The following is an 18,041-nucleotide window of genomic DNA, read 5'->3' as shown; positions in this document are numbered from 1 at the left end:
GTCGTTCACGAGACCCCCAGCAATTGCGCAACCACCGGCAGCGCGGTCGCCGCCAACTCCGCGTCGAGATCGTTGTCATCAGCAACGACGAGTGAAGCGGGATCCGCCAGCACCCGTGCCCGCGCTCCGATAGACCGCCGCTCGGGTGCCGCGAACGTCCCGAAGGTACGTCGCAACAACGGCAGCACCTCGACGAACGCATCGTCCGGGATCGCGCCCAGCCACTCGTCCACCAGCGCGAGCAACCGCTCGTCGTGCACCAGCAACAACCCGCCGCCGGCAAGGAATCCCTCGACGTAGCCTGCCGCCTCCGCAGTCGCCGTACCGGGAGACAACGCGCGCCCCAGCCGCAGCGCGACCTCATGGTCCGGCAACCGCGACGTGTCCAGCATCAATCGCGTCAACCGCCCCCGGATCAGGGGCGGCACCGAAGTCCGATCACTCAGGGCCTCCAACGTGTTCAGCCACTCCGCCCGCACGTCCTCGGCCAGCAGCACGGTCGCATCCTGTACGCCGTCGATCAGCTCCTGTACGGCGGCAGCCGCATCCGGATCGAGCCCGTGGACCGTCCGTCCGAGCCCCGCACACACCCGCGACACCATCCGCCCCGCGACGGCACCCAGCCCGGAAGTCCCGCGTACGTCGCCGTAGCGGGAAGCTCGCGCGAGCGCGGGCAGCGCCGCCATCAAGTGTCCGACGTCGGCGTCCGCAGCCGCACGCGTGTCGATCCCTTGCAGCAAAGGCGGAAGCGCGTCCGCGAGGTCGGCGAGCAAAGACTTCTCGAGCGCGGCCGTCACGTCGGCCAGCGTCGTTGCGTCGGCGGCTTTCAGCATCACGGTCGTCGCGGCGCCGAGGACCGTCGTACCGTGGGCGCCCGCGGCAACCAATTCGACCTCGAGCCCGGGATCCCAGGCCAGCCGCCACATCTCACGGAAGGTGCCTTGTGCCCGCCGCTCGTCCACGGCCGGCACGCCCCAGTGCACACCGAGAATCCTCAACCTGTGCAGGAGTCTGGACTTCTCCAGGTCGTTCGGCTTGCGCAGGTCGAGCTCGATCACGCGCTCGGTCGCGTCCCGTTTCATCCGCAGGTGCCGTGCCTGTGCGGCCAGGTCCGCCGCGACGGGTGCCTGCGGCGTCTCGCCCGGCACCGACCCGAGCAGCTCGCCGACGACCGCCTCCCGCGTCACGAGATCCAGCAGTACGTCGTTCCCTCCGCACAGCACTGCCCGCGTCGCCTCGGTCACTTCGCTCAGCCCGGCCAGCGGCCGTTCCCTCAACGCTGCAAGGGTATCCGCGAGTCGGACCGCTTCGATCACATGCGCGCTGGAGACCGGCAGATCCTCGTCCCGCAGCACCTGAGCGACCTTGGACAACCACCGCGTGGTGATCTGATCGGGCGCGGTGAACAGGTGGTGATACCAACCGGGAGAGGTGATGCCGGCGCCGTACCCGCTCGTTGCCGCGAGCCGGCCGTGCGTCCACGGCACCCAGGTACACGCGATCTTCCGCTTCGGCAGGCCCTTCAGGATCCGTTGATCATGCGTTGCCGGGGGCAACGGCAGTTCGAGCGCGGGAACATGCCAGGCGCCGCAGACCACCGCGATCCGTTCGAAGCCTTCCCGGATGGCCTTCCGCAGCACCGTCCGCATGTACGCCTCACGCTGCGCCTCGCGGCCGGTTGCCGCTTCGCCGTGGCGCAGTTCGCGCATCGCGTCGGCGATCACGGTGAACGGCTCGGCGCCGTCACGCCGCGACTCGATCACGTCGTCCCACCAGCGCTCGGGATCGTCGTACCCGCCTGCTTCCGCCAGCGTCGCCAGTGGATCCATCGACACGGACCGCCCGCCGCTGGAGGCGAACTGCTGTGCCGCGGGCAGATCGCAGAACCGCACCGGCACCCCGGCCGCCAGACCGTACTTGATCGCCTGCCATTCGGGACTGAACACCGCGAACGGCCAGAAGGCAGCCCGCGTCGAGTCGTCGACGGCGTACGCCAGCAGGGCGACCGGCGGCTCCATCTCGTCGGAGGCCGCCAACTCGACGATCTTGTCGGCCTCCGGCGGTCCCTCGATCAGCACAATGTCGGGCTGGAGCTCGGCCAGCGCGGTCGCCGCCGCGCGCGCCGATCCCGGCCCGTGGTGCCGGATCCCGAGCAGGTGAACGGTCATCCGGAAATCTCTCGGCAGGCCCGGTAGAACGGCGCCCAGTCGTCGCGCTCGCGCACCACGGTCTCCAGGTACTCCGACCACACGACCCGGTCCGCGGCCGGATCCTTCACGACCGCACCGAGGATGCCGCCGGCCACATCGGTCGGCCGCAGTACGCCGTCGCCGAAATGGGCCGCGAGCGCGAGACCACCGGTGACCACGCTGATCGCCTCCGCGGTCGACAAGGTGGCCGACGGCGACTTCACCGCGGTCCGGCCGTCCTCGGTCCGGCCGGACCGCAGCTCGCGGAAGATCGTCACCACCCGGCGGATCTCGTCGAGCGCGTCGTCCGGCTGCGGCAACTCCAGCGCCGAACCGAGCTGCGCGACCCGGCGGGACACGATCTCCACCTCGTCGTCCGCGGACTCGGGCAGCGGCAGTACGACGGTGTTGAAGCGCCGGCGCAACGCGGACGACAGCTCGTTGACGCCCTTGTCGCGATCGTTGGCGGTGGCAATGACATTGAATCCCTTGCGGGCCTGGACCTCCGTGCCCAGCTCGGCGATCGGCAGCGCCTTCTCGGACAGGATCGTGATCAGCGCGTCCTGTACGTCGGACGGCATCCGGGTCAGCTCCTCGATCCGGGCGATCTTCGCCTCGGCCATCGCGCGCTGCACCGGACTCGGCACGAGCGCGGCCTCACTGGGGCCCTGGGCAATCAACTGGGCGTAGTTCCAGCCGTACCGGATCGCTTCCTCCGCAGTACCCGCCGTACCTTGCACGAGCAGCGTCGAGTCCCCGCTGATCGCCGCGGCGAGATGCTCGGAGACCCAGGTCTTCGCCGTGCCCGGTACGCCGAGCAGCAGCAGGGCACGGTCCGTCGCGAGCGTGGCGACCGCGACCTCGACCAGGCGTCGCGGCCCGACGTACTTCGGTGAGATCTCCGTGCTGCCCGCCGTACCGCCGAGCAGGTAGGTGACGACTGCTGACGGCGACAGCCGCCAGGCCGGTGGTCGAGGCTTGTCGTCGGCGGCTTCGAGCGCTCGCAACTCGTCCGCATACTCCACTTCCGCGTGCGGTCGAAGGACCTCGGTCGTCATGTCAGCTCCTCGTACATTTCGCGGCGGAAGGTCAGGGTCTCGACCAGGCGACGACGCCAGGTGTCTTCCTCGCCGGTCGGTTCGCGGGTGATCGGATGGTTGAGTACGCCGGGCGGCGCCGCGCGGGCGGCGATGCTGGCGAGCCGGGCCCAGGCGCGGTTGGAGCCGACCTTGGTGAGCTGGTCCAGGATCATGGTCGCGAGCGACTCCGGCCACGGCACGGGCAGCCCGCCGACAAGCTCGGTGACGTCCACGGTCTTCCGCAGTACGTCGACCGCCCGGGCCCACTCGTCCGCCGGCAACAACCGCAACAACTCCGCCGGGCTACGGCTGCCGGTGTCGGCGCCCCGCGCCAGCAACTCCCTGGCCCACTCGGCGGAGCCTTCGCGAATGGCCGCCTCACTCCAAGCAGCTTGCAGGATGCTCGGTGAGCAGCCCTCCACAGTTGCCTGCAGCCAGGACAGCTCCATCTCGGACAACGGTGTGTTGGCAATGATCTGCAGGAACCACCAGGCTCGCTTGCCGATGCCTTCCGGGTTCTGCGAGTCGATGCCGTCGCGCTCCATCGACTGCGTGAGTCGCTTCGGCAGATCGACCGCCAGCACGCCCTGGCCCGGAAGAAGGTGCGAGTGCAAACGCTCCGTCATCCGTTTCCCGTACTGCGATCCCGGTACGCGGGCGAGCAGCCGCGCGGCGCCCCGGCGTACCTCGCGGGAACGGTCGTCGAGCGCGGACTCCAGGAAATCCTCGTCCTGCGAGGACAGTCCGTCCGCGAGAAGCCCGATGAAGTCGGCTCGGGTGGCCGCGGACTCGGTCGGCCAGACCTCGGCCAACGCCTCCCGGGCCGCGACGGGATCCTGCCGACGGAGCGTACGCAGCCAGGTGCGCCGCTGGACGGCATTGCCGTGCGTCCACAACTCCGGATCATTGCTCTCGGCAACGGCAGCGTGCAGGTACCGCCATTCGGGGTTGAGGTCTGCCAGCCAACGCGCGCGGCGGCCGGCGGCCGCGATCACGAGTGGGCGGTACTCGGCGCGGTGGCGGGCGTAGTCCGCGAGCGCAGGCAGGTGCTCGGGCGGCACACCCCAGCCGTGTGCGTCGGCGGCGCGCAGCCACTCACCGAGCGCCGAGGTCTGGAACCCACCGAGCATCGCCGCCAGCCGACGGATCGCCACCGGACGCGGCAGCGGGCGATCCTCACCGGGCGCGGCCGGGATCGGCTCGAGTTCGCGGAGCGGCCTGCGGCCGGCGCGTTTGTAGACGGTGGCGAGCGCGGCCGCGTCGAGGAGGCCGCCGTCGCCGAGGCGTTCCTGGATGTGCTCGGGAAGCTCCTCGAAGTGTGCGGGCCTGCGGTCGGTGCCGAGGAGCGCCGAGCTGACGAGACCGTCCCAGCCCTTCACAGGATCACCGGTCGATCGTGGTGCCAGCAGGTCATCGGGCGAAGGCCCGCGCGATTCCACTCGCCGGCGACCGTGATCGGGTCGCCGCCAGACACCGCGAGCAGCTTCCAGGCATCCCAGCCCGGCAACAGCTCGAGCGCGTCCCCGGCAGCATCCACCAACGCCCACCCGTCACCGTGACGAGCCGGTCGTACGTCCTGCAGCACCAGTGGCCAGCGTTCGTTCCAGGGGTCGGCGGCGAGGGATTCGACGTTCGACGCCAGCGCTTGGCGCGCCGACGATCCGGCCGGGCGCGGTGCTGGCTGGCGCGGAGCGGTCTGCGTGAGCAGGGCGCGCATCGGAAGCGCTCCTGGATAGAACGAGAGGTCGCCGGGGACGTACTCGCCCGGCCTCGCCGGGAGTGGATCGAGCGGACGGCCCGCGGCGGCGAACGTCAGCAGCAGGCCGAGCCGCCCGGTTGTTGCCCCACGCAACCAGACCCGGCGGACGGTGAGGCGGTCGTCGGGCTCGACCACGCGACCGAGGACGAGCCAGTCGTCCGCGACCTTCTCGCCCTCCGCGAGCACCCGGGCCGTCTCGGTCGACCAGCCGATCCTGGTCTGCACGGTGTCGGCGAGCGACGGCGGCAGGTCGGCGAGGCGATCGTGTGCGGAGACGATCAGGTGGACGAGGGACAGCTCCTCGAGCAATTCGCCCGGCCATCCGTGACCGCGTCCGACCACGCCGGCCGCACGTCGTACCGCTCCGGCGACTCCCGGCGCCTGTGCGTCGACCATGCGCGCGGCCAGGCGGCTGAGCTCCGTGTACGCCCGCTGGTCGAACCCGCCGAGCCCGACCCGGACCTGGTCGTCCAGCCAGCCTTTCAGCTCGGCCATGCCGCTCGACACCCGATCAGCACGACGCGATGCACGCTGCTGGGCCGCGATCGGGTCCGCGACCTCGCCCGGCTTCCGCTCCGGCCGGTCGGCGCGGGCGGCACGCTGATCCACCCAGGTCGTCACCCACTCAGGCTCATCACCCGGCTGCACCTCACCGGCGGACCACAGCAGCAACAACCCGAGCGCGTGCTTGCACGGGAACGTCCGGCTCGGGCAGGAACACTTGTACGCCGGTGCGCTCAGATCGACCGTCGTTTGGTACGGCTGCTTGCCACTGCCCTGGCACAGCCCCCACACCGCGCGCTCTGACGCGCCCGTCCCGGTCCACTTCGCGGAGCGGGCCAGCCCCTGCCCAGCCTTCGCGGACGCAGCATCAGGCGCCAGCCCCAGCACCTGCTCCGCGTCCCACAACCCCACACCACTCCCTCACCACCGGCCCTACCCGAAGCATGCCACCCACCCCCGACACCCCTCCCACCCCCACTCCTTCCGCCCAGTCGTGCAGATTGGCGCCCAGGCCGTCCGCCGAGTCGTGAGTTCAGGCTGTTTTCCGCAGCCTCGATCCACGACTCGGCGGACGGTCCAGGCGCCAATCGCCACGAGTCGGCGGCGAGGGGGTCAGCCGAAGGGTTGGCGCTGGGGGTCGGCGGTGGCGTCGGGGTAGCCGTTGCCGGTGGCGTGCGGCAGGTACGGCGACGAGCCGTCCGACGGGAACGGCGGCAGGGTGCTCGACGCCGGCCCCGTCGCCGTGGACTGAGCCCCCGCCGCGCTCCCCACAGCCGCAGACCCAGTTGCCGGCGCGGACCCGGTTGCCGACGTGGGGTCGGTACCCGGCGCGGACCCGGTACCCGCCGCGGCCCCGGCTCCCGGCGCCGAGACGGTTGTTGGCGTGGGGTCGGTGGTCCGGGTGGGGGGTGTGCCCGTGCCGAAGGGCGGCGTGGGTGGGGGTGGGGTGGTGGAGAGGGTGTCTCGGACCGTGCCGAGGAGGCGTTCTTCGACCAACTCGAGTTCGGCGATGCGGGTGCGGATCTCCTGTTCTTCGGACTGGGCTTCGGCGAGGAGTTGGTCGGCCTCGGCGCGGGCGGTGGCGCGGAGGTGGTCGGCGGTGCGCTGGCTGGCGCTGAGGACGCTCAGTTCGTACCGGCGCAGCTCGTCGACGAGCTCGCCCTGGGGCCGTTGGGAGTCGAGGATCGCGGCGGCGGGTTGTGGGATGCCGGCGCCTGGGAGGGTGTCCTCGAGGTCGGCGATCTGCTGGTCGACGCGAGTGAACAGGTCCTTGACGTCGGTCCGCATCTGCCGGATGACGGTCGCGGCCGCCTGAACACGCTCGTTGGCTTCGCGCTCTCGTTCGCGTGCCGTTCGTTCGGCCGACGTGATGACGTCGAGCGCTACGACCGCCGCCCGTTCGGCGGGATCATCGACAACTGTCTCCTGCACAGGCTCCTCCGCAGTACCCTCGGCCGCCATCGCGACGGTGCGCCGGAGCGGGACCTCGCGGATGAACAGCACCGCCAGCAGGCTCACCACGGCCGCCCCGGCCGCGATCACGAAGATCCGCCCGGTCGCATCGCCGTACGCCTGCCGCACGATCTCCGCGACCGGCGCCGGCAGCGAGTTCACGTCGAGCACACTCCCCGATCCACCCTGCGCCGCAGCGGCCGCCGCCGGACCGAGCTGGCGAAGGTGTTCGGTGATCAGATCCGTCACCCGGGTCGCCAGTACTGCGCCGAGGACCGATACCCCGACCGCACCGCCGAGGCTGCGGAAGAACGTCACCGATGCGCTCGCCGCCCCGACCTCGCTGACGTCGACGGTGTTCTGTACGGCGAGCACCAGGTTCTGCATCATCATGCCCATGCCGATGCCCATCGAGAGCATCCCGAGCCCGATGTACCAGTACGGCGACGTGTGGTCGATCGTCCCGAGTACGCCGAGCCCCGCGGTCAGGAAGAATCCGCCGAGCACGAGGTACCGCTTCCACTTCCCGAACCGGGTGATCAGCTGCCCGGACCCGACCGACCCCAGGAACGACCCGAACATCATCGGGATCGTCAGCAGCCCCGCCTCGGTCGCGCTGTACCCGCGCGCCACCTGGAAGTACTGCCCGAGGAACACCGCGCTGCCGAACATCGCGATCCCCACCGAGAGGCTCGCGAGGATCGCCAGCGCCGTCGTCCGCTCCCGCACGACCCGAACCGGCACGAGCGGCTCACGGGCATGGACCTCGACGATGACGGCCAGCAGAGCGAGCAGCGCCGTACCGCCGAGGTAGGCGCCGGTCTCCCACGACCACCACGGGAAGTGCTCGCCCGCGAACGACACCCAGATCAGCGGCAGGCTGGCGGCTCCCGCGATCAGCAGCGCGCCGAGGTAGTCCATCTTGACCTTGCGCTTCACCACCGGCAGGTGCAGGAACCGCTGCAGAACGATCAGCGACAGGACGGCCAGCGGCACGCACACGTAGAAGCACCAGCGCCATCCGAGCCACGAGGTGTCCACGATGACGCCGCCGACGAGCGGCCCGGACACGGTCGCCAGCGCCATCACGGCACCCATGTAGCCCGAGTACCGGCCGCGGCTGCGGGGCGGGATCGCCGCACCGATGATCGCCTGCGCGAGCGCCATCAGCCCGCCCATCGCGAGGCCCTGCAGCACCCGCGCGCCGATCAGGAACGGAACGTTCTGCGAGGCGCCGGCCAGCACCGAGCCGGTGACGAACATGATGATGGCGAGCTGCACGAGCAGCTTCTTGCTGATCAGGTCCGACAGCTTGCCCCACACCGGCGTCGACACGGTCATCGCGAGCAGGCTGGCGGTGACGACCCAGGTGTACTGCGTCTGCGAGCCCTCGAGGTCCGCGATGATCGTGGGCAGCGCGTTGCTGACGATCGTCGAGCTCAGGACCGCGGTGAACAGCGCGGCGAGCAGCCCGGCGAGGATCTCGAGGATCTCCCGGTGCGACAGCTCCGCGGCGGCTGTCGGAGGGGTCGGTGGGGTCGGTGGAGTCGGCGGCTCGGACGGTGTGGTGTCCGGCTCGCCCTCGGCATACCGGGAGCGATAGCGGGTCTGGGTGGTGGCAGACATCAGTTTCCGTTCGTACGGCGGGATCGCGACGACCGGGGCAGCGACGCACGCTGACCCGGGGCGGAAACGGCTGACTTGTCCTCACACCAGCCCGATATTTTGGTTGCAACTACCAACAATATCCCCGCAGTGTCAGCAACCGCTCACCGGGAGCCACGAACCGTTCACCGCAGAGCGCGGCGAATTATGAGACGAGCCCTCCTCGGAACAGGCTTTCCGCCGTACGATCCGGTGCTTGTTGAGTAATCAACACACCCCCGGCGGAGCTGTCAGGGCCCGCTGGGGGGCTCACTGCCGAACGCCGAGACGAGCACGCGGACACACTCCGACGTGCCCGGGCCCGTCACCAGGTTGCCCGGCGCCGTCGCGGGCGGGTTGAGCAGGCCCATCCAGAGCGCACCCGCGGCGGCTTCGCACGCGGTCCCATAGACGACGGTCCAGGCCGGCGAACCCGTCGACATCTCGACGACCGCCGACTCGAAGTCGTCGATCGGCCGACCGATCAGCGGCTCGAAGCCGGCCTCACGGCACGCGGACTCCAGGCGTCCGCGCAGCCAGGCGTCGTCGGCGGGCAGCCGGAGCAGCAAGCCCGCGAGGTCGATCAGCTTGACGCCGTCGTCCGAGCGGTACGCCGCCGGGACCAGAACGGACAACGGATCACGCCAGAGCTCGACGACCCGCAGATCGGCGGCCGCGACCTCACCTCGGACGAACGCGAGGTCCAGCTCCCCTGACCGCAGGGCGCTCAGATACTCGGCCGTGGTCCCTGAGCTGAGCTGGACGTCGAGGTCCGGGGTGTGGGCGCGGAGGGCGGTCAGGCCGCGTTCCAGCCGGTCCCGCAGCCCCGGTGCGGTGCCGATCCGCAGTACGCCGGAACGCCCGGAGGCAAGCTCGGCGGCGACCTCGCCGGCGCGGTCGGCCGCGGAGAGGACCGCGCGCGCCTCGCGCAGCATCCGTTCACCGTCGCCGGTCAGCCGGACATGCCGGGACGACCGGTCGAGGAGCTGCAGGCCGAGCTCGCGTTCGAGCCGGGCGACCTGCTGGCTGACCGCGGGCTGGACGATATTCAGTCGCTCGGCGGCCCGGCCGAAGTGCAGTTCCTCGGCGACGGTGACGAAGTACCGCAACTGCCGCAGCTCCATCAGCGATCACGACTCCTTATCGCTGTACAGCCTAACTGCGTCTGGGTCGGCGGCCTCGAGTCTCGTTGACTGGTGGACATGAGGATCGGACTGTGGATCGACGAAGAGGGCAAGACCATCGACGAGATCGGCGCCGCCGCGAAGGCCGCCGAGGACAGCGGCATCGACCGGGTCTGGTTCAGCCAGCGACTCGGCTGGGACGCGCTGACGCTGATCGCCGGCGTCGCGCCGTACACCTCGACCATCGGGTACGCCGTGGGCGTCGTGCCGGTGTACCCGCGCCACCCGCTCGCCCTCGCGGCGCAGGCGCTCAGCGTGCAGGCGCTGACCGGCAACCGGCTGACGCTCGGCGTCGGCGCGAGCCACCCGCACATGGTGGAAGGCATGTTCGGTCTCTCGATGGACCGCCCAGCGGCGTACGTCCGCGAGTACATCGAAGCCCTCGGCCCGCTGCTCGCCGGTGAGCCGACCGACTACGCGGGTGAACGCCTGACCGCCCGCGGCCAACTGGAGATCGCCGGAGCCGAGGCACCCGAGCTCATCCTGGCCGCGCTCGGTCCGCGGATGCTGAAGACCGCCGGCGAACTGACCGCCGGTACGACGACCAGCTGGGCCGGCCCCGAGGTCATCGAGAGCTTCATCCGCCCGACGATCGACGCAGCGGCCACCGCCGCCGGCCGACCGGCGCCGCAGGTGGTCGCGGGCGTCTGCGTCGCGGTCACGGGCGATCCCGACGCGACCCGGAACTGGATCGGGTCGCACTACGGCGCGGCCGGCGGCATGCCGTCGTACCGCGCGGTGCTCGATCGTGGCGGCAAGGCCGGACCGGAGGAGACCGCGGTCCTGGGCGACGAGGAGACGGTGGCCAAGGAACTCCAGCGGTTCGCGGACGCCGGTACGACGGAATTCCTGGTCTGCCCGGTCGGGACGGAGGCGGAGGTGGCGCGCACGCTCAGGTTCGCGTTGGACTATGCATAGATGGTGTCAAAGGTCCCAGACCCGCTCCGACGTAGCCATATGGAACTCCAAGAGATAGTGCAGAGGCGGATCGACGAACTGGTCGAGACGGAACTCGGGCTGCAGGTAGCCGTGTACCGGCACGGTGAGCTGCTGGTTGATGCAGTCGCCGGCGACGGCGTGACATCGGAGTCCTTGTACTACGCCGCCTCGACCGGGAAGGGTGCCTCCGCGACCGTCGCGAATGTGCTGGTGGATCGCGGGGTGCTCGACTACGACCAGCCGATCGTGGAGATCTGGCCCGAGTTCGGGGCGCGTGGGAAGGACAAGGCGACGCTGCGGCATGTGCTGACGCATTCGGTCGGCCTGCCCGCGCTGCCGCCGGACGCGACCCACGAGTCGTTCCCCACGATCCCGGCGTACCTCGCCGCCGCGGAGCCCTGGTGGGAGCCGGGGACGAAGATGACGTACCACGCGGAGACCTTCGGCCTCCTGGTCGGCGAGATCGTGCGGCGCGCGACCGGCCGGTCGATCTCCGACGTACTGCGGGAGCTCATCACGCCGCTGGGTATCGAGAACGATGTGTTCTTCGCGCTCCCGTCCGGCCAGCGGGACCGGCTGATCCCACTGGTTGAACCCGAGGGCGCTGCCGAGACCTTCACGATGCTGGCCGGGATGTTCAGCAAGGTTGTGCCGCCGTCGATGCAGCCGCGGGCGGCTGGGCTCAACCGGCCCGAGCAATTGGCGATCGAGGACGCGTCGAGCGGGATCCTCACCGCTCGCGGCATCGCCAAGTTGTACGCCGGTCTGATCGGCGAGGTGGACGGGGTCCGGCTGGTCCGGCCCGAGGCGGTGCCGGTGATCACCGGTCCGGCGCTGGTCGCGCAGGACGAGTTGCTCGGCAACGAGGCCACGATGGCGCTCGGCTACTCGATCGGCCGGCTGGGATCCACGGCAGAGGAGAGCCCGGCGACGTTCGGGTGGCCGGGCATGGGCGGCAGCATCGCCTGGGCGGACACGCGCTCAGGCGTCGCGTTCGCGCTGACCAGGACGTTGTTCGACCCGACCGGTTCGGCGTCCGCGGTCGAGATCGGCAACCTGGTTGCGAAAACTCTTTGCTGAAAACCCTTTAACGGTAAGGGCTTTCAGGACTCGCGGACCGAGCGCTGGTCGACCCAGACGAGATGGCCGTGGTGGCTGACGAGAACCTCGTCAGTCCCGGCCGTCCCGATCCGTCGACCCAGCTCCTGGCCTGCGATCCAGCGTCCGCCGATGAGGACCTGGACGGCGATCGGCCGCGCCGGTGAGGGGGCTACGGGCATGGCACCTGCTTCTGGACAGGGGCGGATGTGATGGGAAGGTTGTGGGGGCTGGTCTCCCAACCAGACGCAAGCCTACAACCGCTACATCACAGACCGTTAGTTGTAGTTCAAAAACTTCCAGGAGCCCCATGACGGTACTGATGCCGCGCCTCCGGCGCGGTGGGTCATGGGGCTGTGACTCCCGTCCTTCCCTCGTCGCTCCGCTCCTCGGTCCAGGACGGGAGGCCCCATGACCAGGCCGATCTTCGTCGTGCAACTGCACGACGCGCGCCGGCTGCACTACGACGTACGGCTCGAGGTGGACGGGGTGCTGAAGTCGTGGGCGGTGCCGCGGGGGCCGTCGCTGGACCCGATCGTGAAGCGGCTCGCGGTGTTCACCACGGACCACGATCTGGAGTACGCGTCGTACGAGGGCGTGCACCGCGACGCGCAGTACGGCAGCGGCGCGGTGATCGTCTGGGACGCCGGCGTCTACACGAACCTGACCCGCGACGACCGGCGCCGGCTCGTGGATCCGGCGGAGGCGATCGAGCGCGGGCACTTGAAGGTGCAACTGCACGGCGTGAAGCTCAACGGCGCCTGGGCCTTCACCCGGACCGGTGCGGACTGGCTGCTGGTCAAGGTGAAGGACGCGGACGCCGACCCCGGCCTGGACCTGACCGTCACCGAGCCGCGCTCGGTGCTGAGCGGCCTGACCATCGAGGAGATGGCCGCCTCCTGATCACCAGCTGTCGACGTGGAGAACTTCGTCGAGCGGCTGCCGCGCGGCCGGCTTGAAGTCGGTGCCGATCGTGTACGCGGTCGGGATCAGGACCGTCTGGCGGATGTCCTCCGGTAGGCCGAGCAGCTCCGACACCTCCTGCTCGTAGCTGAGGTGCAGCGTCGTCCACGCCGTACCGAGGGCACGGGCCCGGGCGGCGAGCATATAGCTCCACGCCGACGGCAGGATCGAGCCCCACAGACCGGCCTGATTCCCGGCGGGCAGTGAGTGGACCTTGAGGCAGGGGATCACCAGCACGGGGACCTGCCCCATCCGCTCGCCCAGGTAGGCCACGCTGTCACCGACGCGGCGCTGGACCGGACCGCGCTCGGGGTCGTCGGCATGCAGCTTGCCCGCCGCGCCCGGACCGGCCAGGTACTGCTCGACGGACCGCCGGTAGTACTCACCGATGGCTGCGCGCTTGTCGGCGTCCGTGATCACCAGCCAGTGCCACGTCTGCCGATTGCTCCCCGACGGGGCCTGCAGAGCGATCTCGATGCACTCCCGGATCAGCTCCATCGGCACCGGTCGCTCGAGGTCGAGGCGCTTGCGGACCGTCCGAGTGGTCGTCAGCAGCTCGTCGGGGTTCAGATCCAGGGTGAAGGTCACGCCGAACAGTGTGTCCTAAGGCCTCACTCGAACGGGGTCGGGTCTCCCGCGCCCACCCGGACGAGCTCCGGGGCGTCCTCGGAGAAGTCCACGACCGTGGTCGGCTCGACGCCGGCCTCGCCCTCGATGACGGCGTCGATCTGGTTGTCGAGCTCTTCCTTGATCTCCCAGCCCTGCGTCATCGGCTCCTCGTGGCCGGGAAGCAGCAGGGTGCTGGAGACCAGCGGCTCGCCGAGCTCCGCGACCAGCGCCTGGGTGACCACGTGGTCCGGGATCCGCACACCGACGGTCTTCTTCTTCGGGTGCAGCAGCCGGCGCGGGACCTCTTTGGTGGCCGGCAGGATGAACGTGTAACTGCCAGGCGTGGCCGCCTTGATCGAGCGGAAGACCGCGTTGCTGATGTGCACGAACTGCCCGAGCTGCGCGAAGTTCTCGCAGACCAGCGTGAAGTGGTGCCGGTCGTCCAATTGCCGGATGGTCCGGATCCGATCGATCCCGTCCCTGTTCCCCAGTTGGCAACCGAGCGCGTAGCAGGAGTCGGTCGGGTACGCGATCAGGCCGTCCTCGCGGAGCAGGTCCACCACCTGCCCGATCGACCGCCGCTGGGGGTTCTCGGGATGGATGTCGAAATACCTGGCCATGACCGGGCAGCTTAGCCCTATTTGGCCAGCCCGATCGGCGTCGCGGTGACCACCAGGTTGTCCTCGTAGCCGCCGCGCGATGCGTTGTACGCACCCGTGCAGGTGATGAGGATCAGCCGGTGATCGACAGCCTGGTCGAACGCACCGCTCTTGGTCGCGAGCGCATCCTTGCGTACCGACGCGACGGACACCACCCGGTACGACGCCGTGTGGCCGGATCCGTTGAGCACAACGGTCTCGCCCGGCCGCACATCGAGTAGACGGGCGAAGAAACCTATCCCGTCGTTCTTCGAGTCGACGTGACCGGCCAGCACCACCGCACCGAACGGATCACCGGCCTCGGCGCCGCCGTCCCACCAGCCGACCCGCTGCGGTTTGGCCGGCACCTGGAGCTGCCCGTTGACGGTAGTTGCCGCAAGCACCGGTGCGTCCTTGCCGTCCGGCAGCACGACCTGCTGCGGGACGAAGCGGATCCGTTGACTCGGAGCCGGCGTGCCGATCCGCCCCGGCGGCGCGGACATCGCCACCGTCGGGGTGGGCGCCACGGACGGCGTACCGGAGAACGTGAAGCCGAACGTGGGCGTCGGCGAAGGCACCGCGCCGTCCGCCCCGGCGGAACAACCCGCCAGGGCGAGACAGCACAGCGCCGTACCGAGCAGGCCCCGTCTCAGCGGCGGACCACCTTCCGGGCCGTGACTACCGCGACACCGAGAGCGGCCAGGAACACCACGACCCACAGTCCGGACTGGCCGGCGGGGCTCTGCGCCTGGTCGAGCCCTGCCACCTGTCCACCTGTACCGGTGTTCACCACACCCGGCTTCGCCGACCCGGTGGCCGGCACCTTGATCGTGCCGAGCGCGACCGTCATCGTCTTCTGGCTCGGCGCGCCGATCGCGAACACCCGGGTCAGGTAACCGGCCTTCACCGGCAGATCCAACGGACCGAGAACGACCGGTGACGTCGCGCCGGTGGGCACGATCGAGACCTTGTAGGTGGCGGCCGGAACGACCACGTCGAGTGATTCCCCGTTCGCCACGTTACGGAATAGCACCTTTCCGTTGACCAGAATGTCGGCCGGCCCGACGGCCGCGTCGTGCGCGACCCGCAACCCGGCCTTGTCCGTCGGTACCGCCGTCAACTTGTTCGCGTACGTCGTGATCAGCGGCGCACCCGTCGGCGACACCGGTTGGTGGATGACGACATCCAGGCTGGCGCCGGAGCCGGCCGACACCTCGCGCTGGATCACCACCTTCCCGCCTTGCCTGGCAGTGATCATCCGCTTGCCGGAAGCAACGCCGAAGGGTCCGACGAGTTTGCCGCCGGCCACTCCTGCGGCGACCTGGTGGCCGTCGATGCTGATGTCCAGACTGCGCCCGGGCAAGCCCTGGACGAAGTACAGGTTGGCTCCCGCGGCTGCCTCGGCCGGTGCCGTCAGTACTGCCGGCGCGGCCGCGACGGTCACGGCGAGCAGCAGCGACAACACCCTGCGAATTACCGGACCGCGAATTCTCGAAATGCTCAGGTATACCGCCCGGAATTGTCCGGACACGCTCCGTTCCCGCATTTTCTCCCCCTCCGATGTTCGCCGGAAAATAACGCAGCTATTTCCCTACCCCACGAATTCGGGCGTATCGTATGCGCAAGTCCGATCTGTCCGCCAGGGGAAACGGCCAGGTCCGTATTGGGGGGCGGTGGACTGTGTCAGAAACTGACTCGCCCGAGCGCCGTACCCGGTTCCTCCCCGACACCACATCGGGGGTGGAGGAGCCCCGGCGCGCGGGCGTGCGATTTCTGGCGGCGGTCGCGCTGGTGCTGGGATACAGCGCGACCGTCGCCTGTTCCGGCAACGCCGCGCTGCCGGTCGCCCCGAGTCCGGGACTGAACAGCACACGAGCGCCGGTGAGCACCCCGGCGGCCACGCAGACCGCGCAGACCTCGCCCGGTCCGGGCGAGACCAAGCCCGGCATCCAGTTGATCGCCGTGCCCCAGCGGGACGGATCGTTCAACATGACCGAGAACGTGATGTTGCCGGCGGCCACCGACATCCTGCCCCTGCAACTGCCGACATCCGGCGACCATCTCCCGGGCATGATGTCCCGGACAACGCCCCGGGTCACCGACCTGAAGGTGGTCGCCGACGACCAGACCGTGCCGATCCAGAACACCACCGTCACTGCCGCCGGCGACCTGCCGCTGACCGTTTCGGCCACCAGGATCCAGCTGACGTACAAGCTGACCGGATCGACCGTGCTCGCCACTCCCTCGACCTCGACCCGGGCCGGCTCGGCGATCCGGCCGCTGACCGCCGGTGCCGAAGGGACCCTGCCGACCGACGTCACCGTGACGAGCGGTCTGCTGAACGCGATCTGCCCGCTACTGACCGAGACCCGTTGCGCGGTCGGCGATCCGCCCATCCTCGGCATCCAGCCCGGCATCCCGGCAAGCAAGGCCCTCGTCGTCCTCCAACTGGATCTGCCACGCTGACTACATGACGGACGAGCGGATCGCTCTGGGCACGGCCCGGGGCCGGTGGGTGCTGGCGGCGACGGCTCTCGGGTCGGGGATGGCGTTCCTGGACGGAACGGTCGTGAACGTCGCGCTGCCGGCGATGGGTGAGGACCTGAACGCGGATGTCGCCGGCCTGCAGTGGATCGTCAACGGCTACATGCTCATGCTCGCCTCGCTGGTGCTGCTCAGCGGTTCGATCGGCGACCGGCTGGGGCGACGCCGGACGTTCGTCGTCGGGGTGATCTGGTTCGCCGTCGCCTCGGTGGTGTGCGCGATCGCGCCGACCCTCGAGGTGATGATCGCCGGCCGGGTCCTGCAGGGCATCGGCGGTGCGCTGCTGACACCGGGCAGCCTGGCGATCCTGCAGACCTCGTTCCAGCACTCCGACCGCGGCAAGGCGGTCGGCACCTGGTCCGGCCTCACCTCGGTCGCGGCGGCCGTCGGCCCGTTCGTCGGCGGCACCCTGGTCGACAGCGGTTACTGGCAGCTGATCTTCGTGATCAACGTTCCGATCGCCGTCGTCACCGTCCTGGTCACGCTCCGGCATGTGCCTGAGAGCCGCGACGAGAGCGCGGGCGGCAAGCTCGACGTCAACGGCGCGATCCTGGCCACCGTCGGCCTGGCCGGCCTGACGTACGGCCTGATCAGTGCAGGGGACCGCGGGTTCGGCGATCCGGTCGTGCTGACCAGTCTGGCGATCGGCGTACTGGCCTTCGCGGGGTTCATCGAGGTCGAGCGCCGCAGCTCGCACCCGATGCTGCCGCTGAGCATTTTCGCCAACCGGCGCTTCACCGGCGCGAACCTGGTCACCGTCGTCGTGTACGGCGGGCTCGGTACGGCGACATTCCTCCTCGTGGTCTACCTGCAGACCGCGCTGCACTACTCCGCGTTGTGGGCCGGCGCCTCGCTGTTGCCCATGACCCTGCTGATGTTCTTCCTGTCCGGGTACGCCGGTGGTCTGTCGGACCGGATCGGCGCCCGGATCCCGATGACAGTCGGACCGGTGCTGATGGCCTGCGGGTTCCTGCTGATGCTGCGGATCGACGACGAGTCCAGCTACGTCAGCGCCGTACTGCCGGCCGTCGTCGTGCTCGGGCTCGGTCTGGTCTCGACCGTCGCACCGCTGACCGCCACCGTCATGTCATCGGTCGCGGACCACCACGCGGGGATCGCCTCCGGGGTGAACAACGCGGTCGCCCGGTCCGCACAGCTGATGGCGGTCGCCGCGATCCCGGTGGCGGCCGGCATCACCGGCAACGCCTACCGCGATCCCGTTGCCTTCCACAACGGATTCGGCAAGGCCCTGTGGATCTCGGCGATCCTCGCGGCGGCCGGCGGCCTGATCGCCTGGGTGACCCTGGGCGATCGCTCCGGGAAGCCGTCGCACCATGTCCTCCCGGCCGAGCATCACCACCACCGGCATTGCGCACTCGAGGCGCCGCCCCTCGCCGACGCGCACGCCGACCTCCCGCGTCCGAGCTGATTTGTCGACT

General features: G+C 69.9%; 16 protein-coding genes. 5 read left to right on the top strand and 11 right to left on the bottom strand.

The genetic code is table 11. The features are described from left to right. Positions 1 to 5: 5 nt before the first annotated feature. The 6 genes from ACIA58_RS10160 to ACIA58_RS10135 all read right to left on the bottom strand — a co-directional run bounded on the left by ACIA58_RS10160 (position 6) and on the right by ACIA58_RS10135 (position 9,751). Positions 6 to 2,168, bottom strand: a complete 2,163-nt coding sequence (locus ACIA58_RS10160; protein WP_396403238.1) for a DUF5682 family protein — start codon at positions 2,166 to 2,168, stop codon at positions 6 to 8. Beyond that, on the bottom strand, positions 2,165 to 3,247 hold the full coding sequence (locus tag ACIA58_RS10155) for an AAA family ATPase (RefSeq protein WP_396403237.1): 1,083 nt from the start codon (positions 3,245 to 3,247) through the stop codon (positions 2,165 to 2,167). Before ACIA58_RS10155 ends, ACIA58_RS10160 begins: the two co-directional genes overlap by 4 nt. Continuing rightward, positions 3,244 to 4,647, bottom strand: a complete 1,404-nt coding sequence (locus ACIA58_RS10150; RefSeq protein ID WP_396403236.1) for a DUF5691 domain-containing protein — start codon at positions 4,645 to 4,647, stop codon at positions 3,244 to 3,246. Before ACIA58_RS10150 ends, ACIA58_RS10155 begins: the two co-directional genes overlap by 4 nt. Next, on the bottom strand, positions 4,644 to 5,942 hold the full coding sequence (locus ACIA58_RS10145; protein ID WP_396403235.1) for an SWIM zinc finger family protein: 1,299 nt from the start codon (positions 5,940 to 5,942) through the stop codon (positions 4,644 to 4,646). Before ACIA58_RS10145 ends, ACIA58_RS10150 begins: the two co-directional genes overlap by 4 nt. Before the next feature lie 201 nt (positions 5,943 to 6,143). Next, positions 6,144 to 8,609 carry an MFS transporter gene (locus ACIA58_RS10140; protein ID WP_396403234.1) on the bottom strand — a complete coding sequence of 822 codons (2,466 nt, stop codon included), beginning with the start codon at positions 8,607 to 8,609 and terminating at the stop codon, positions 6,144 to 6,146. Between the two features lie 269 nt (positions 8,610 to 8,878). Continuing rightward, the gene (locus ACIA58_RS10135) at positions 8,879 to 9,751 is read right to left on the bottom strand and encodes a LysR family transcriptional regulator (RefSeq protein WP_396403233.1); all 873 of its coding nucleotides are present in this window, start codon (positions 9,749 to 9,751) and stop codon (positions 8,879 to 8,881) included. A gap of 78 nt (positions 9,752 to 9,829) precedes the next feature. On the opposite strand from ACIA58_RS10135, the gene ACIA58_RS10130 reads away from it, so the two are divergent. After that, the gene (locus ACIA58_RS10130; RefSeq protein WP_396403232.1) at positions 9,830 to 10,729 is read left to right on the top strand and encodes a TIGR03564 family F420-dependent LLM class oxidoreductase; all 900 of its coding nucleotides are present in this window, start codon (positions 9,830 to 9,832) and stop codon (positions 10,727 to 10,729) included. 39 nt (positions 10,730 to 10,768) lie between these two features. Next, the gene (locus tag ACIA58_RS10125) at positions 10,769 to 11,830 is read left to right on the top strand and encodes a serine hydrolase domain-containing protein (RefSeq protein ID WP_396403231.1); all 1,062 of its coding nucleotides are present in this window, start codon (positions 10,769 to 10,771) and stop codon (positions 11,828 to 11,830) included. A gap of 23 nt (positions 11,831 to 11,853) precedes the next feature. Here the strand turns inward: ACIA58_RS10125 and ACIA58_RS10120 are convergent, their stop codons facing one another. Continuing rightward, a complete protein-coding gene (locus tag ACIA58_RS10120; RefSeq protein ID WP_396403230.1) occupies positions 11,854 to 12,030 on the bottom strand; it encodes a hypothetical protein in 177 nt (58 codons plus the stop codon). Between the two features lie 229 nt (positions 12,031 to 12,259). On the opposite strand from ACIA58_RS10120, the gene ACIA58_RS10115 reads away from it, so the two are divergent. After that, the gene (locus ACIA58_RS10115; protein ID WP_396403229.1) at positions 12,260 to 12,751 is read left to right on the top strand and encodes a DNA polymerase ligase N-terminal domain-containing protein; all 492 of its coding nucleotides are present in this window, start codon (positions 12,260 to 12,262) and stop codon (positions 12,749 to 12,751) included. Here ACIA58_RS10115 and ACIA58_RS10110 read toward each other — a convergent pair whose 3' ends face one another. The 4 genes from ACIA58_RS10110 to ACIA58_RS10095 form a co-directional block, all read right to left on the bottom strand. Further along, the gene (locus ACIA58_RS10110; protein ID WP_396403228.1) at positions 12,752 to 13,399 is read right to left on the bottom strand and encodes a nitroreductase family protein; all 648 of its coding nucleotides are present in this window, start codon (positions 13,397 to 13,399) and stop codon (positions 12,752 to 12,754) included. A 23-nt stretch (positions 13,400 to 13,422) separates the two neighbouring features. Next, positions 13,423 to 14,040, bottom strand: coding sequence for an L-threonylcarbamoyladenylate synthase (locus ACIA58_RS10105; RefSeq protein ID WP_396403227.1), 618 nt, complete (start codon positions 14,038 to 14,040; stop codon positions 13,423 to 13,425). Positions 14,041 to 14,057: 17 nt separating this feature from the next. Then, positions 14,058 to 14,636 (bottom strand): class F sortase, encoded by a 579-nt coding sequence (locus tag ACIA58_RS10100; protein ID WP_396403226.1) that lies wholly within the window; start codon positions 14,634 to 14,636, stop codon positions 14,058 to 14,060. A 71-nt stretch (positions 14,637 to 14,707) separates the two neighbouring features. After that, complete coding sequence (locus ACIA58_RS10095; RefSeq protein ID WP_396403225.1) at positions 14,708 to 15,523, bottom strand: DUF4397 domain-containing protein; 816 nt, start codon at positions 15,521 to 15,523, stop codon at positions 14,708 to 14,710. Between the two features lie 215 nt (positions 15,524 to 15,738). Here ACIA58_RS10095 and ACIA58_RS10090 point away from each other — a divergent pair, with 215 nt between their 5' ends. Both ACIA58_RS10090 and ACIA58_RS10085 read left to right on the top strand, forming a co-directional pair. Next, on the top strand, positions 15,739 to 16,524 hold the full coding sequence (locus ACIA58_RS10090) for a hypothetical protein (protein ID WP_396403224.1): 786 nt from the start codon (positions 15,739 to 15,741) through the stop codon (positions 16,522 to 16,524). Between the two features lie 4 nt (positions 16,525 to 16,528). Further along, the gene (locus ACIA58_RS10085; RefSeq protein ID WP_396403223.1) at positions 16,529 to 18,031 is read left to right on the top strand and encodes an MFS transporter; all 1,503 of its coding nucleotides are present in this window, start codon (positions 16,529 to 16,531) and stop codon (positions 18,029 to 18,031) included. Positions 18,032 to 18,041: the final 10 nt, after the last annotated feature.

Origin of the sequence: Kribbella sp. NPDC051586, assembly GCF_044453965.1 — a bacterium.
Classification (GTDB): Bacteria; Actinomycetota; Actinomycetes; order Propionibacteriales; family Kribbellaceae; genus Kribbella.
The sequence above is the reverse complement of the archived record's forward strand: the minus strand, read 5'-3'. Positions and strand labels throughout refer to the sequence as shown.

What these genes read in the sequence shown, in the direction of transcription:
- ACIA58_RS10160 (WP_396403238.1), bottom strand. Translation starts at nt 2,168, where the DNA reads ATGACCGTTCACCTGCTCGGGATCCGGCACCACGGGCCGGGATCGGCG.
- ACIA58_RS10155 (WP_396403237.1), bottom strand. Translation starts at nt 3,247, where the DNA reads ATGACGACCGAGGTCCTTCGACCGCACGCGGAAGTGGAGTATGCGGAC.
- ACIA58_RS10140 (WP_396403234.1), bottom strand. Translation starts at nt 8,609, where the DNA reads ATGTCTGCCACCACCCAGACCCGCTATCGCTCCCGGTATGCCGAGGGC.
- ACIA58_RS10135 (WP_396403233.1), bottom strand. Translation starts at nt 9,751, where the DNA reads ATGGAGCTGCGGCAGTTGCGGTACTTCGTCACCGTCGCCGAGGAACTG.
- ACIA58_RS10130 (WP_396403232.1), top strand. Translation starts at nt 9,830, where the DNA reads ATGAGGATCGGACTGTGGATCGACGAAGAGGGCAAGACCATCGACGAG.
- ACIA58_RS10125 (WP_396403231.1), top strand. Translation starts at nt 10,769, where the DNA reads ATGGAACTCCAAGAGATAGTGCAGAGGCGGATCGACGAACTGGTCGAG.
- ACIA58_RS10120 (WP_396403230.1), bottom strand. Translation starts at nt 12,030, where the DNA reads ATGCCCGTAGCCCCCTCACCGGCGCGGCCGATCGCCGTCCAGGTCCTC.
- ACIA58_RS10115 (WP_396403229.1), top strand. Translation starts at nt 12,260, where the DNA reads ATGACCAGGCCGATCTTCGTCGTGCAACTGCACGACGCGCGCCGGCTG.
- ACIA58_RS10105 (WP_396403227.1), bottom strand. Translation starts at nt 14,040, where the DNA reads ATGGCCAGGTATTTCGACATCCATCCCGAGAACCCCCAGCGGCGGTCG.
- ACIA58_RS10085 (WP_396403223.1), top strand. Translation starts at nt 16,529, where the DNA reads ATGACGGACGAGCGGATCGCTCTGGGCACGGCCCGGGGCCGGTGGGTG.